Raw genomic sequence first — 15,224 nt, 5'->3', positions numbered from 1 at the left:
ATTCAATAAAATAGCCGAAACTCCTAAGGTGATATCTTCTCATTTTTTTGGAAAAATTCTACTTATGAAAAACCAAACTACAATAAGAAACTATGTAAGAGATACTATTCGTTATCAATTTGTAATATTAACTTAAATCCAGCTACCGGATTTATATACCTTTATTTCTTTGTTCGTTGGATTTATCCAAACGAGATCATCTTTTAAATTTACAAGAGGTTCGTCAGGAGTTATCAAAAGCATATCATTTGCTCTTTTTGTATTAGTCCATTGTCCAATTTGCTCAGCAATAAACCAATAATTATTATGATACTCAAGTGTTAATTTGCTTCCGATTTCTCGAGATGATAAGTTCCCTCCAACAACACTTGGTAAGATGTTATTTGCATCAGAAACTATTGTCATCCAATTACTGCTTTCAACGAGAAAACTTATGCGTTGTCCCTCCGTGTACTGTTCATTTCTAATATAATATATAGGATTATCTGACAAGCCAAGATTTGTATACACCGTATAAAATCTGCCATAGGTTACAATCTGGACAGCCGTCGAAGTCTCCCAATAGAATCCTTTTAGAATATTTCTGATATCAGAAAGCACTAATCCCTTTTTAGCCTGTATATATTTTACATCGGAATCTAAGATGGATAGATATATAGATTTTATATTTGGGTTTGTACTATCTATTACAATCGGAATCGTTGTATCATCTCCAACCTCCGTTTTTCTTATTGTCAAATTGTGAATATTGATTCCTACATTTCGATAGGCATTAACCGGATCTTCTTTAATAATATTTATACCATTCCTGTAATAAAAAAAATCGCTACGTGAGGTATTCCAATTCGTTAATATTGGATTGAGAATATTGAGAGCCAACGTTCCTTCCTTTCCAAAGTTTGATATCAACAACGCACCCTGTTTATTATTTTGCCAAACTGGATTTAGTAAATTGATACTTCCCACTAAACCATCGCGCACATTAGGTATGAAAAAACCATGCTTACTGCTGTCATCGATATGCCTTGAAATTGAAATATCAATGTTAGGGTTATTTTCTATAGTAATGTCGTTAGTGAAAAACAACATGATACCTGACCCAACATTGTTGGAAGTAAGCGGATCGTTAATTACTATTTTATCGATCACAATCGGCATCCCGTCCAATCCCTCTGGTTCAATATCTATTCCAGCCTCGGGGGCAGCTCCATTGGTATTGAATATTCTCGGGTTATTTAATGTTACATTTTTCGTTGATGTAATAGAGATACCGTTCCTACGGACATTGTCAATGAAAGCATTATTTATGGTAACTTTATTCGTCGAAATTGTCGAAGTTGCATCCCAATACTGATTTCCTATGTAAATGCCATCGCCCCAACAATTGCTAATCACGGGATTTTCTATAACAATGTCTTCCGAATTTGTTATCGAGATTCCATGGCCCCATTCTCCTGAGATTCCAACGTGATGGACTCGCTCCCCCACAATTCGTGGATTTACTATTCGCACATTTCTTATGTTATAAATATTTAGTAATCTATAATTGGGAGATGACGAGGGGAGTGCTACTATTTCCCCAAGAGGATTGAAAACAAGTTTGCTATTACTCTTTAATTGGATCCCCGAATTATCATTATCTGCACTTATGTAATAAGATTTACTAATAGACACTGACAAACAAACCTCGATGCACTTTGTAATTGCACCCGCATTATCCACTAACGCGTTAGCAACTGCTCCAAAATATTGAACATCTACTTGCCCCTCAAAATTATGTTTTAACTTAATACCTCCTATGTTAAAAACGCTACCGCCATCGTCTTCTTCGATTGTATCAGTTAAGAAGTAATTTATTGGATAGGGTGTATCATCTTTTTCGTAATAACCCAATAACGTCACTCCTAAATATTGTCCGCTTTCCAGACCGGCTATCTCTTCAACTGATAAATTTCTTAACTGCGGAACATTCTCCACGAAGATAAATTGGTTCATATAACATCTTTTGATTTCTGAAATTAGCGAAATATACTTGTAAGATCAAAGGTTAAAGTTAGTATTTGGACATTTCGGCCAAAATGGCCGCCCGTTCCGCATTTAAGCTGTCACCCTATTTCGCTTTAAGGTACCTACCACATATCGAATAATCCCCAACAAAAAAGGGCAAGCACGAAAAATCCGTCACTTACCCTTTTTATTAACGTTAAATATAATTATCCCTGGTGCTCAGGTGCTCCATTCGGATCCATCCATACATATTCCCAATGGTGGCCATCAAGATCGTCGAAACTATGTTGGTACATAAAGCCATAATCGGTAGCCGGATTAGGTATTGAGGCACCAGCCGCTACAGCTTTTTCTACCATTTCGTTAACAGCATCTTTACTGTCGGCCGATAAGGCAATGGAGGTTTCTATTGCTTTGTGGGCATCAATGATTTCTTTTTGGGTAAAAGTTTGGAAAAAGGGTTTGGTGAGCAGCATTACATAAATGGTATCGCTAATGATCATGCAGGTTGCTTTCTCATTGGTAAACTGTGGGTTAAAAGTATAACCAAGTTTGGTGAAAAACGCTACCGACTTGTTAAGGTCGCTAACAGATAGGTTCACAAAAATTTGAGTTGCCATATTGTTTTCTGATTTTATTTATTCAAAGGTATTATAAAGCTACCCAGCTGTTAATGTGCAAAAACGACAAGTTAAGGGGTTAAACGCGACTTTTTTCATTGCTAATATATCATCTTTTTTAACCGCAAAGACCGCAGCGCTATGTCGCCATCTCGACTGAAGGGCAACGAAATGGAGAGATCTTTTAAAGTGATGCTTTTATGCCATCATCGGTTTTTAATCACCCATACTTAACCTGCTGTACAATTGGTTTTTTATAGGTACTCGGCGATATGCCGATGAGTTTCTTAAATGATTCGAAATTAAGAAAGAGAATCAAGATCGATTTGGATAGCAATTTCAGAATAAATCAATCGACCGGGCTGAGTACATAATCTACATTCAGCAAGGAAAAGGTGTTCTATAATGCTTTTTTGATTATGTCTTAAATGTCGGATTTTTACAACAAATAGTCTAATTATCTCAAGAATTGAGCGGATGAGTTGCCTATTTTTGATTAAAACCAAATATAAGGTAGATGAAAAAAATAGTATTAGTTGGCCTTATGGCGTGTTCCCTAGGCTTAAACCTAAAGGCACAACAAAAAACGGATAAAGTAGAACAGGGGATTTTTAAACCTACTGATGAATCCTTAAAGCAGTATAAATATCCAGACTGGTTCAGAGATGCCAAGTTTGGAATCTGGTCGCATTGGGGCCCTCAGGCAGTTCCCAGACAGGGTGATTGGTATGCCAAGAATATGTATGTTCAGGGCAGTGCGCAGAATAAGTACCACGTGGCAACTTATGATACGCCATCTAAATTTGGCTACAAAGATATTATTGCTTTATGGAAAGCAGAGAAATGGAACCCTGAGCAGTTGATGGCCTTATATAAAAAGGCCGGGGCCAAATATTTTGTAACCATGGGCTCGCATCATGATAATTTCTTTCTATGGAACTCCAAAATCCATAAATGGAATTCGGTAAACATGGGGCCAAAAAAAGATGTTGTGGGTTTATGGCAAAAAGCGGCTAAAAAAGAAGGACTCCGTTTTGGCGTTTCGGAGCATCTGGCGGCCAGTTTTAACTGGTTTCAGCCAAGTCATGGTGCAGACAAAACAGGTCAATTTGCAGGGATTGCTTATGACGGGCACGATCCGAAATATTCTGATCTTTATCATTTACCTGCTGATTCGGCCGACATGAAAGAGTGGTTGACCAATAATCCGGGCTGGCATAAACAATGGTTGGAAAATGTTAACGAACTGGTAGATAATTATCACCCCGACCTGCTTTATTCGGATAGTAAACTTCCTTTTGAAGATATAGGGCGTAAAATGGTTGCGCACTACTACAATCAGGATATGGCCAAAAATAAAGGCAAACTTGAGGCAGTATATACACCGAAAGAGCCATCTGAAGGTAAATGGGCACAAGATGTAGAACGCGGAGTATTGGATTCGATCAGCCCATTTCCATGGCAAACCGATACTTCAATAGGAGATTGGTATTATAGAACCGGGCAGAAATATAAAAGTGCAAATGAAATTGCCCAGCTTTTGGTCGATATTGTAAGTAAAAACGGGAATCTTTTGATCAATGTTGTACAGACTCCAGAGGGAGACTTGGAGCCGGATGTTGTTAAAATTGTTACAGAAATTGGCGACTGGACCAAATTGAATGGAGAAGGTATTTATGCATCAAGACCATGGAAAGCATATGGAGAAGGCCCATCTACCATTAAATCAAACCAGAAAAAGGGCCACTTTGGTGGCTTAACCGATTCTGGTGAATATCAATCTACCGATATCAGGTATACCACAAAGGAGGGCAATCTTTTTGCTTTCTGTTTAAATGTGCCAAATGAAAGCATCAGGATGACCCTACTTGGACGCAAATCGAAATACCTGGAGAAACCCATTACTTCGGTTACGATGCTGGGCAGTAAAAGTAAATTAAAGTGGGTGCAGGAAGATGATGCACTTGTAATTAGCAAACCTGCAGATTACCCGGCCTGGTTGGTAACTGGTTTCAAAATAGAATTCAAAAAATAGGGAGAGCAGCTCACATTTAAAGTGAAAAATGAAAAGATATTGTTTAGCACTGGATCTTGTTGATGATTCAAAACTCATAGCGGAGTATGAAGCTTATCACCTTAATGGTTGGCCTGAAATTAAGCGGAGTATTATCGAATCGGGGGTTTTGGAAATGGAAATATACCGTATTTCAAACCGTTTGTTCATGATTATGGAAACTGAGGATGATTTCAGTTTTGAAAAAAAAGCAGCCATGGATGTTGCTAACCCTAAGGTGAAAGAGTGGGAAGAACTGATGTGGAAATATCAGCAGGCATTGCCATTGGCAAAGCCTGGAGAAAAGTGGCTACTGATGAAAAATATATTTAAGCTAAACGAATTGTGATATGAAAAACCCGAACGGGCACATGCACACTGAACAGATTGATCTTGAGCTACCCGCTGTTGTTTTTGGAACAAGCAGTTTGGGCAATCTTTATCAGGCCACTGATTATTCTGTAAAGTTGGCTATTGTAGAGGCTTGTGTAAAATCGGCCAAGCCAGTTGCATTTTTTGATACCGCTGGTAAATATGGAGCTGGCCTAGCGCTTGAATCATTAGGGAAATGCCTTGCTGATTTAAATGTTAATAAAGAAAATGTGGTGATCAGCAATAAGCTTGGCTGGTATAGAACAGAACTTTTGACTCCTGAGCCAACATTTGAACCAGGTATATGGAAAAATATCGGGTATGATGCCGTACAGATGATCAGTTATGAGGGGATAATGAAATGTTTTGAACAGGGTAATCATTTGCTAGGCGATTATCATGCCCAAATGGTTTCTGTACATGATCCGGACGAATATCTGTTGGCGGCTGATAACAGATCGGATTACGAGGAAAGGTATCAGCACATTATTGAAGCCTATGGGGCATTAGGAGAGCTAAAGTCAGCTGGTTTGGTGTCTTCTGTGGGGATAGGTGCAAAAGACTGGAAAGTGATCGAACTGATCACAAAAGATATAGCACTGGACTGGGTGATGATTGCCAATAGTTTAACCTTAAAATCACATCCTAAAGCACTGGTAGATTTTGTAAAACAGCTAAATCAAAAGAACATACAGGTAATTAACTCGGCGGTGTTTAACGGAGGGTTTTTAACAGGGGGCGATTTTTTCAATTATCAGCAGGTTGATCCTGATACAGTATCGGGAAAAGCACTACTCGATTGGAGGAACGAATTTTTTAAAGTTTGTGATGAGTTTGATGTGCTTCCGGCTGAAGCCTGTTTTAATTTCTCTTTCCAGTTTCCCGGGGTGAAAAGTATTGCCTTAAATACCACAAGGCCTGAGAAAGTTGCCACCAACGTTGCCCTTGCCGCAAAAGAACTGCCCTTGCAATTTTGGACTGAAATGCAGCACCGTGGATTAATCGAAACGGAATCATTTAATACAGTATCTAGATAATATAAATCTTGGGTTTTACTTAAAACCAAAAGGAGAATGGTTTTCGAACATTCTCCTTTTGTATTTTCTGTTAATCAATGAATTGTATCTGTTGTACCAAATAAGCCTTCCCAAACTTCTGCGGATCGTGCACCACTGTTGCTTTAATGGCCTTCCATTTTGGCCGTTGCCCTTTTTGCCAGTTTGCACGGATTTCTTGTACATTTAGCCAAATTTCTTCAAGTTCATTCTGTATGGTACTGTCTGCGTAAGTGAGCTGTAACTTATCTGGAATCAGATAATAATCGTTTCCTGTTTTGCTTAGTCTGATATTTGGTCCGCCAACAGCGTAATTGGTAATAAATTGTACGGTGAAAGATTCAGTTCCTTTATACTGCACTTTGCTAATTATCTTTTCGAAAATAAAGTAGTATTCAGGCCCGTCTTGAAGTGGCTCTTTATCGCGGTTGAATCGGGCTTTGACACGGTAAGTATAGCCGGGCTCTCTTTGGTCAAAACCCGATAGTGAAGCACCAGCATCTACATTGCCAGGTAACTTTAAAAGCACATCATTATCTGCAGCATAACGAGGGCTTACCAGCAGTTCAACTTCCTGTCCGTTTTTTAAGTTCAGCGGACCATATCTTTCCGATTTTTTACATGAAACAAGTGCAAAGGCTACAAAAAGAAAAAGTAGGTTTTTCATAGGTGAGTGGTTTTTAGATTAATTGCTCCTCATAAAACGTAGATATACCGATAGACGCTACAACATATTGATAATATCACCTTTCTTTAAGCCATTTTTCTCTGCAATTGAACCTTTGGTTAATTGAGTAAGTAAAGCGTCGTTGTTATCTGGAAGGTCGGCAGCAGATCTTTCACCCGAACTTTCGATTTTTTAAACCTGGGACCTAACCACTCAACTGTTATAATCTAAATTCCTCAATACGGTTCTTTTCGGGCTATTATTAAATATGCGTACAAGTAATTTAGCTAAACCTTAAAATGTGCTATTAATCCCGTGTTTTGTATAAATCGTTCTCCGCACTTGCCAATACCTTTGTTATCAATATTTAACAAAGAAAAAAATGTCGAAAATAATTTTAATTACCGGTGCTTCACGTGGCTTTGGTAAAATCTGGGCTAAGGCCCTTTTAGAGCGTGGTGATAAAGTAGCTGCAACTGCAAGAAATACAGCAGATTTAAATGATCTGGTAGAAGCTTATGGCGATGCCGTGTTTCCGCTTCAATTGGATGTAAACGATAGAGATGCCTGTTTTGCCGTAGTTGAAAAAGCTAAGCAGCATTTTAGCCGCATTGATGTATTGATCAATAATGCTGGATTTGGTTTATTCGGTGCGATAGAAGAAACCACCGAACAACAGGCCCGTGCACAAATGGAAACAAACTTTTTTGGATTGCTGTGGGTAACCCAGGCGGTTGTTCCGGTAATGCGCGAACAACAAGCCGGACATATTATTCAGGTATCAAGTTTCCTTGGTTTAGTAAGTTTACCTGTACTGGGACTATATAACGCATCTAAATACGCAGTAAATGGCTTAAGCGAAACGCTAGCTCAGGAGGTAAAAGGTTTTGGAATTAATGTAAGTTTAATCGAACCAAATGGTTTTTCTACCGATTGGTCGGGTGCTTCAGCTTTCCAAACAGAGCCGCTAGAAGTATATGCTCCAGTTAAAAAAGCATTTTTTGATGCTTCAACACCCAATAGTTGGGGCAAACCAGAAGCAACGGTACCAGCTGTATTGGCATTGATCGACAGTCCTAAACCTCCTTTACACTTCTTGTTGGGCAAAGTGGCTCTACCAGGTGTTAAACAGGTTTATGCAGAACGTTTGGCTGAATTTGACGAATGGGCTGAAGTAGCGGCCAATGCGCACGGTCATTAATAAATCATTTAAAACCTTTAACTACAAGCTGTACGGGGTAATTGTGTAGCTTGTAGTTAATTACTATTTAAAGGGATGAAACACTATAAAAATTTGGCCGAATTACACAGAGAAAACACATTTCCGCCGCCAGAGAACCCATTGTTTAGCATTTACAAATGCGACCACAGGTGTACCATGGGCGACCGGGAGTTTACCAGTGATTTTTATATGATCGGTTTTAAAAAGATTATTGCGGGACAAATCCTTTACGGACGTACAAAATACGACCACGAGAGTGGTTCGATGATGTTCTTTAAACCTCATCAGGTAATCGAAATGAAAAACTTAGAGATGGAGGAGGATGGTTTTTTGATTTTTATTCACGAAGATTTTTTGAATGGACATATGTTGCATGATACCATCAAAAAATACCACTACTTCGATTACGAAACCAACGAAGCGCTGCATCTCTCGCCCAGTGAAGAAAGCACAGTATGGGAGTTGTATCATAAAATAGAAACCGAATATCGAAACAACCAGGATGAATATAGTCGCGAATTGATTTTGGCCAATATAGATACTTTGCTTAAGTACAGTCAACGTTTTTACAAAAGGCAATTTCTTAACCGCACAGAAATTTCGGGCAAAACAGTAACCAGGTTTAATGAAGAGATTAATAAATACGTTGCTAATGGATTATTAGCTACTAAAGGTTTGCCATCCGTGCATGATATGGCAGCGCGTTTAAACATTTCGGCAGGTTATTTAACAGATGTTTTAAAACAGGAAAGTGGAAAAACGGCTTTAGAACATATCCATATTTACCTGATAAGTGAAGCAAAAAACCGTTTGATGGGTGAAGATAGGTCGGTTTCAGAGATTGCTTATGCATTGGGATTTGAGAATCTTTCTTATTTCTCGCGTTTATTTAAAAAAGAGGTTGGTATTAGCCCGAATACCTTTAAAAAGCAGTTGCTGAATTGATGTTTTCGTCTATTGTTAGTCTAGATTTGCAATCCGGACCCGAGTGCTATGGATTTGTAATCCATTTTAACTATTTATTTGTCCCGCAGATTTAAAAGATTAACGCAGAGGGCACGAAGCTGAGTTTGTTTCTTTGGCACAATATACTTCAGACTCTCAACTTCGGGCTAGCCATCATCCATCTTATAACCAATAAGGCAGGAAAGACACAAAGACATGTTTTATTTCTTTGGCGCAATTGACTCTGGACTTCGGACTCCCGACTTCGGACTAGTCTCGTCATCCATCTTACATTTTCCATCCTTTTACTCCAGACTAAAAACCACTCATCCCCCAAAACCATACGTTCCTGTACTTTATCTTTTTTCTTAAAATTTGTTTTCGTTGTTTTGTTTGGAACAGAAAAATTTTGGAAAAGAAACCCTATATATCGCTTTATTGGAAATGTCAGCTAATCGGCTGGTCTGTGGCCGCTTTGTATTGGGCATTTCAAGGTTGGTCTGCTGCTGGTAGTTTCAGATTCGATATGGCTGTTGCACATTTTGTTTTGGACGTGGTCATGTACATTTTGATTACCCATTTGTACCGTAATTTTGCAAATAAAAACCATTGGCAAGACCTGGCGCTTCAAAAGCTGATCTGGCGGATGTTGATCGTTATTCCGGTAATGGGTATTTTTTATACCATAGTTACCGTTAGTAAGTTGTACCTGGTAAGATTACTGTTTCTAAGCCATCCATCCCAGTCGTTTGCTGATTTTTTTAATTTAAATGCATCAGGTATTTTTGTTGCTGGTATCCGCTTAATGGCCATATGGCTTTTAGCCTACCACCTTTACCACTACGCAAAAAGAGAGATACGGTTATCGGTAGAAAATACCAGATTGGAGCTTAGCTTTAAACAATCGCAACTGGATAATATTTCTGCTCAGCTAAATCCTCATTTTTTATTCAATGCACTCAATAACATAAAATCTTTGGTATATACCCGGCCTGATGATGCAGGTAGGGCAATCGATCTGCTAAGCGAACTGTTGCGCAGTGGATTGTATAAAGGCAATGCCATGCTCATTAGGTTAAATGAAGAAATAGATCTGGTGAAAGATTACCTGGAGCTAGAAGGTTTGAGGATGGAAGAAAGATTAACTTACGAGCTGGATATTGATATTTCGCTCTCCGGGCTGATGGTGCCACGGCTATGCATTCAAACATTGGTTGAAAATGCAGTAAAGCATGGGGTTGTGTTAGAAAAGCAGGGTGGAAAGATTGAAGTAATAATTAACGAGCAGAATGGATTGGTAAGCATCTGTGTTTTAAACCCCGGCAAGTTGGAACCGGATAAAACGGTGGCAGGTATAGGGCTTCGGAACTTGAAAGAACGGCTCGACCTGAATTACCAGCACCATGCATCTTTTAACCTTTATGAAATGGGGAAAAAGGTTTGCGCCGAAATTAAAATCCCAATCAGATGAGAAATATTAGGACGCTGATTGTTGACGATGAACGTGGTGCAAGAAAGGAACTGGCCAGGATGCTGAAAAGCTACCCACAGGTTATTGTATTAGGTGAGGCTGCCAATGCTGATGAAGCCGAACAGCTTATCGGTCTTTTAAAACCCGACCTGATTTTTTTGGATATACAGATGCCTGGCCGTTCGGGTTTCGACCTGTTGGAAAATTTGGTACATGTGCCACAGGTGATTTTTGTAACCGCTTTCGACAGCTATGCAGTGCAGGCTTTTGAAGTAAGTGCCATGGATTACCTGATGAAACCAGTGCGGGAAGAACGTTTTAAAAATGCAATGGATAAAGCCATAGAAAAGATTGGTGCGAATGATGGCGTAGCTGTTTTTGTAAAGGATAGGGGTAAACACCACCTCATTAAATGGAAAGATATACACCTGATCGAGTCGGTAGAGAATTACGCCAGAGTCTTTTTCGGGCAAGAGCAGGTATTGCTCAAAACCTCTTTAAACAAACTCGAAGAAAACCCCGATTGTGAAAGATTTTTTAGAGCCAGCAGAAGTATATTATTTAATCTCGACCACATCAGTTCGGTAAAAAAAGATAATGAGGGGATGTTTGTAGCACTTAAAACGGGAAATTTAATCAGAATATCAGAACGGCAGGCTGTTAAATTAAGGAGCCTCATTAAAAGATAAACTATAACTTTTGATCATGAAAATAAACTTAGTAAAACTGGGTGTGGCTATGCTATGCCTAATAATGAGCATCGAAACCTTTGCACAGCAAAAGCTAACCTTGCCCGATAGCACTAATTATATCATTAACGATAGTGTGATGATTAAAACAAAATACGGCATTACTTTATCTGCCGTGGTGGTGAGGAAAAAAGGTTTGCCACAGAAATTACCTGCCGCACTCTTTTATTTTATCTATTCCAACACCAATAGAAGTTTGATGGAAGCCAAATATGCTGCCGATCATGGTTATGTTGGTATTGTTGCCGATGCCAGAGGTAAACGGCTCAGCCCTGACGTTCCAGTACCTTACGAGCATGAAACAAAAGATGTAAATGCTGTTCTCGATTGGATTATCAAACAATCGTGGAGCGATGGCAGGGTTGGGATGTATGGTGGAAGTTATTCAGGTTTTGCACAATGGGCAGCGGCTAAACACCTGCATCCGGCACTTAAAACCATTGTGCCCTATGTTGCAGCGATTCCAGGACTTGGCCTGCCCATGGAAAATAATGTTTTTTTAACTGCCAATTACCAATGGGCCTTTTATATCACCAATAACAAATACACCGATGATGCTGTGAATAACGATAATGCCCGCTGGCGCAGGATGCGGAATAACTGGTGGGAAAGTGGGGCCGCTTACAATAAGATCGACAGCATTGATGGCACACCAAATCCATTGTTGCAGAAGTGGCTTACTCACCCCGATTACGATGCCTACTGGCAGTCGATGGTGCCCTATGGTAGCGAATTTAAACACATCAATATTCCCGTGCTCAGCATTACCGGCTATTACGATGATGGACAGGTTTCGGCACTTGAATACCTTAGGGAGCATTATAAATATAATCCCTCAGCCAAACATTATTTAATTATAGGTCCTTATGATCATTTTGGATCGCAGATAGGTGGAGTAGCCAGGCTGAGGGACTATGAGGTAGATTCAATAGCACTAATAAATACCCGCGAAATCACTTTCCAATGGCTCGATTATATTCTTAAAGGCGGAAAGAAACCTGCACTGTTAAAAGATAAGATCAATTTTGAGGTAATGGGCGCAAATAAGTGGAAACACGCTCCTTCACTGGCAAAAATTGAGGATTACCATATCCGTTTTTATTTGGACAGCACTACAAACGGAATGCTGCTGTCGGAGCAAAAGCCAGCTAAAGAAGTTTTTATGCATCAGCAGGTTGATCTGGCAGACAGAACCACATTCTACAATGATTATTACCCTGATCCGATCATAAAAAAAGAAATCGACAGAACCAATGGACTTTTCTTTATCACCAAGCCGTTTAATCAGGCCATTTCAGTATCGGGTGCACTGAAGGGAGAACTTCGCGCCATCATCAGCAAAAAGGATATGGATGTAGGCCTGGTTCTGTACGAAGTTACGCCCTCAGGCGAATATTTTCAGCTCTCTTATTATTTAGGAAGAGCCAGTTATGCATATGATATGAGCAAAAGGAACTTGCTTAAACCTGGGAAATTAGAAACCATACCTTTTTATAGATCGAGAGTATTCAGTAAGCAGCTACAAAAAGGTAGCAGATTGCTTTTAGTGCTTAATATTGATAAAAATCCTTTTGCGCAGATCAATTACGGAACGGGTAAGGATGTGAGTAAAGAAACGATAAGGGATGCGGGCCTTCCACTTGAAATTAAATGGTCTACACTGAGTTTTATTGAGCTAGGTTTGTCGGTAGATGTTAAAGGTTTGTTTTGAATAATGTAGCGGGTCTGGATTTGCAATTCGTTTTTAATTATTTATCCCGCAGATCTAGAAGATGAACGCAGAATCAATTCCAACATCCACCTTACGTTTTCCATCATTTAACCCCTAAGTCAAGAAGCGCACAGGCATATTTCTTCTGCAGCATAGACTTCAGACTCCCGACTTCGAACTAATACATCTTTCCTCCCTTCGTGCTCTCCCGCATCAGTTTACTTACGTGGCTTTCATCCACAAGGCCAAACTCTGAGGCAATTTGTTTCAACCCAAATCTTCCGCTTTCTATTCGCTGTTGAATTAAATTGTGGCGGTAATCGTGGATATACTGACGTAAGGTTATGCCTGTATTTCTTTTAAAATAAGGACCTATATAATCTTCTGAAAGGTTAAAATGTGCCGCCATTACATTCGCCTTTAAATTTTTAGGCTGGTAAATGTATTTGTGCAGGTAACAGAAGATGGCTTGAATATCTTTTGAGTGTTGTACACTGTTTTTGATTTCGGGCATATTGCGCTGCATGATGTCGGAAAGCACTAAGATCTGCGTCCAGATTAAAGCTTCATTTTGCAACATGTTTGCGTTGAGCGATAAGACAAGAGCAATGATATTTTCAACAATCAACTGATCGTTTGCCGTAAAGTTAAAATCTAGAAAATGTGTTTCACGGCTTTTGATCAGGTATTCCAGATATTGCATGCCCGTTGGGCTTACTTCTTTTTGATGGATGAATATATCGGTAAACTTGATATAAATGAAATGTGTTTTTTCTTCAATTTCGAAACGATGATCATCATCCGGACCAATTAAGAAGAGATTTCCTTTTTTGTAAGCAATGGAGATTTCGCTAATGATGTGCTGACCTGATCCATTTTTAATGTAAATCAGTTCATAATGGTTGTGCCGATGTAGAGGATGCTGCCACTTGCTTACTTCAAATTCTGAAATAACAATTGGTTGAAATTGGACATATCGCTTTATCATAGATTTATACAAATCTATCATACTATTTTACAAAAACACATCTGTGGTTTGTCAGGATCTTTGCTTTTCATGAATCAATTTAAATCAAAAGAGATGAATAATAGTAAAACAGCATTGATTGTTGGGGCAAACGGGGTAATTGGCAGTAATTTAATCAGCTACCTAGAAAATCTTGGCGATTGGAATATTATCGGTTTATCGCGCCGGGGTGGACTGGATACAGATAAAACAAGGTATATTTCTGTAGACCTGCTCGACCCAGAAGACAGTACGAAAAAATTGACCCCTTTAACTATGATAACACATATTTTTTATGCCGCATATCAGGATAAGCCCACATGGGTAGAGTTGGTAGCACCTAATTTGGCTATGCTTATAAATGTGGTTAATGCCATTGAAGGTATTGCAAAAGACTTACAGCACATCAGTTTAATGCAGGGCTATAAAGTATACGGGGCGCATTATGGTCCTTTTAAAACACCGGCAAAAGAAACCGACGGCGGACATATGCCCCCAGAATTTAATGTAGATCAGCAACAGTTTCTTGAAGCACAGCAAAAGGGAAAAAAATGGAGCTGGTCTGCGCTCCGGCCATCTGTGGTTGCGGGTACAGCATTGGGTAATCCAATGAATTTGGTTTCTGTAATTGCAGTTTATGCATCCATATCGAAAGAACTAGGTTTGCCATTGCGCTTTCCTGGCAAATTTGGAGCTTATGATAAACTTTTAGACATTACGGATGCTGGGCTATTGGCGAAAGCAACGGTATGGGCGGCTACTGATCCTGCATGTGCCAATCAGGCTTTTAATATAACCAATGGTGATTTGATACGCTGGAATGATCTTTGGCCTAAAATCGCAGCTTATTTTAAAATGGATACTGCCCCTCCACTTCAAATGCCTTTGCAAACCGTAATGACTGATAAATCGACTTTATGGACGCAGATGCAAGAAAAACATAACCTAGCCAAGCACAGTTATGAAGAAGTGTCTTCATGGGCCTTTGGTGATTTCGTTTTTTCTTGGGATTACGATTTCTTCTCAGACAGTACGAAAGCCAGGCGCATGGGCTTTCACGAATATATGCAGACTGAAAAGATGTTTTTTGACCTGTTTGACGAACTTAAACGCAAAAAAGTTATCCCGAATTAGTTTTCTAGCCTTTATGCTGGTTTAGATTTTCAATCCAGGCCCGGGTGCTACGGATTTGCAATCCGTTTTTAGTTATTTATTTGTCCCGCAGATGTAAAAGATGAGTGCAGAATCAATTCCATCATCCGTGTTTCATTAGTTAAAGTGAATTGCAATTTGAAGAGTCTATATAGCACTAATGTTCTCATAATTTAGATATTTGCAACTGCTAA

General features: G+C 39.2%; 13 protein-coding genes. 9 read left to right on the top strand and 4 right to left on the bottom strand.

The annotated features are described in order from the left end of the window. Positions 1-132: 132 nt before the first annotated feature. Positions 133-1,995, bottom strand: a complete 1,863-nt coding sequence (locus EYS08_RS00550; protein ID WP_131027928.1) for a right-handed parallel beta-helix repeat-containing protein — start codon at positions 1,993-1,995, stop codon at positions 133-135. A 218-nt stretch (positions 1,996-2,213) separates the two neighbouring features. Continuing rightward, positions 2,214-2,627 carry a VOC family protein gene (locus EYS08_RS00545; RefSeq protein ID WP_131027927.1) on the bottom strand — a complete coding sequence of 138 codons (414 nt, stop codon included), beginning with the start codon at positions 2,625-2,627 and terminating at the stop codon, positions 2,214-2,216. A 517-nt stretch (positions 2,628-3,144) separates the two neighbouring features. Here EYS08_RS00545 and EYS08_RS00540 point away from each other — a divergent pair. Genes EYS08_RS00540 through EYS08_RS00530 form a run of 3 tightly spaced genes read left to right on the top strand, consistent with a single transcriptional unit; the run spans position 3,145 to position 6,089 of the window. Continuing rightward, positions 3,145-4,662, top strand: a complete 1,518-nt coding sequence (locus tag EYS08_RS00540) for an alpha-L-fucosidase (RefSeq protein ID WP_131027926.1) — start codon at positions 3,145-3,147, stop codon at positions 4,660-4,662. 28 nt (positions 4,663-4,690) lie between these two features. Then, positions 4,691-5,029 carry an L-rhamnose mutarotase gene (locus EYS08_RS00535; RefSeq protein WP_131027925.1) on the top strand — a complete coding sequence of 113 codons (339 nt, stop codon included), beginning with the start codon at positions 4,691-4,693 and terminating at the stop codon, positions 5,027-5,029. Position 5,030: 1 nt separating this feature from the next. Continuing rightward, positions 5,031-6,089 (top strand): aldo/keto reductase, encoded by a 1,059-nt coding sequence (locus tag EYS08_RS00530; RefSeq protein ID WP_244215819.1) that lies wholly within the window; start codon positions 5,031-5,033, stop codon positions 6,087-6,089. A gap of 70 nt (positions 6,090-6,159) precedes the next feature. On the opposite strand, the gene EYS08_RS00525 is transcribed toward EYS08_RS00530, so the two are convergent. Beyond that, the gene (locus tag EYS08_RS00525; protein WP_131027924.1) at positions 6,160-6,774 is read right to left on the bottom strand and encodes a hypothetical protein; all 615 of its coding nucleotides are present in this window, start codon (positions 6,772-6,774) and stop codon (positions 6,160-6,162) included. Between the two features lie 382 nt (positions 6,775-7,156). Here EYS08_RS00525 and EYS08_RS00520 point away from each other — a divergent pair, with 382 nt between their 5' ends. The 5 genes from EYS08_RS00520 to EYS08_RS00500 all read left to right on the top strand — a co-directional run bounded on the left by EYS08_RS00520 (position 7,157) and on the right by EYS08_RS00500 (position 12,872). After that, entirely contained in the window at positions 7,157-7,975 is an 819-nt protein-coding gene (locus EYS08_RS00520; RefSeq protein WP_131027923.1) for an SDR family NAD(P)-dependent oxidoreductase, read from the top strand. Positions 7,976-8,050: 75 nt separating this feature from the next. Continuing rightward, positions 8,051-8,941, top strand: coding sequence for a helix-turn-helix domain-containing protein (locus tag EYS08_RS00515; RefSeq protein ID WP_131027922.1), 891 nt, complete (start codon positions 8,051-8,053; stop codon positions 8,939-8,941). 409 nt (positions 8,942-9,350) lie between these two features. Next, entirely contained in the window at positions 9,351-10,412 is a 1,062-nt protein-coding gene (locus EYS08_RS00510) for a sensor histidine kinase (RefSeq protein WP_131027921.1), read from the top strand. Beyond that, positions 10,409-11,101 carry a LytR/AlgR family response regulator transcription factor gene (locus EYS08_RS00505; RefSeq protein WP_131027920.1) on the top strand — a complete coding sequence of 231 codons (693 nt, stop codon included), beginning with the start codon at positions 10,409-10,411 and terminating at the stop codon, positions 11,099-11,101. Before EYS08_RS00510 ends, EYS08_RS00505 begins: the two co-directional genes overlap by 4 nt. 16 nt (positions 11,102-11,117) lie before the next feature. Further along, positions 11,118-12,872 carry a CocE/NonD family hydrolase gene (locus tag EYS08_RS00500; RefSeq protein WP_131027919.1) on the top strand — a complete coding sequence of 585 codons (1,755 nt, stop codon included), beginning with the start codon at positions 11,118-11,120 and terminating at the stop codon, positions 12,870-12,872. A gap of 178 nt (positions 12,873-13,050) precedes the next feature. Here the strand turns inward: EYS08_RS00500 and EYS08_RS00495 are convergent, their stop codons facing one another. Further along, positions 13,051-13,860, bottom strand: coding sequence for a helix-turn-helix domain-containing protein (locus EYS08_RS00495; protein WP_165456334.1), 810 nt, complete (start codon positions 13,858-13,860; stop codon positions 13,051-13,053). A 93-nt stretch (positions 13,861-13,953) separates the two neighbouring features. On the opposite strand from EYS08_RS00495, the gene EYS08_RS00490 reads away from it, so the two are divergent. Next, positions 13,954-15,012, top strand: a complete 1,059-nt coding sequence (locus EYS08_RS00490) for an SDR family oxidoreductase (protein ID WP_244215818.1) — start codon at positions 13,954-13,956, stop codon at positions 15,010-15,012. Positions 15,013-15,224: the final 212 nt, after the last annotated feature.

It is taken from the genome of Pedobacter kyonggii, from assembly GCF_004310665.1.
In the GTDB taxonomy this organism is placed as follows: domain Bacteria; phylum Bacteroidota; class Bacteroidia; order Sphingobacteriales; family Sphingobacteriaceae; genus Pedobacter; species Pedobacter kyonggii.
The sequence above is the reverse complement of the archived record's forward strand: the minus strand, read 5'-3'. Positions and strand labels throughout refer to the sequence as shown.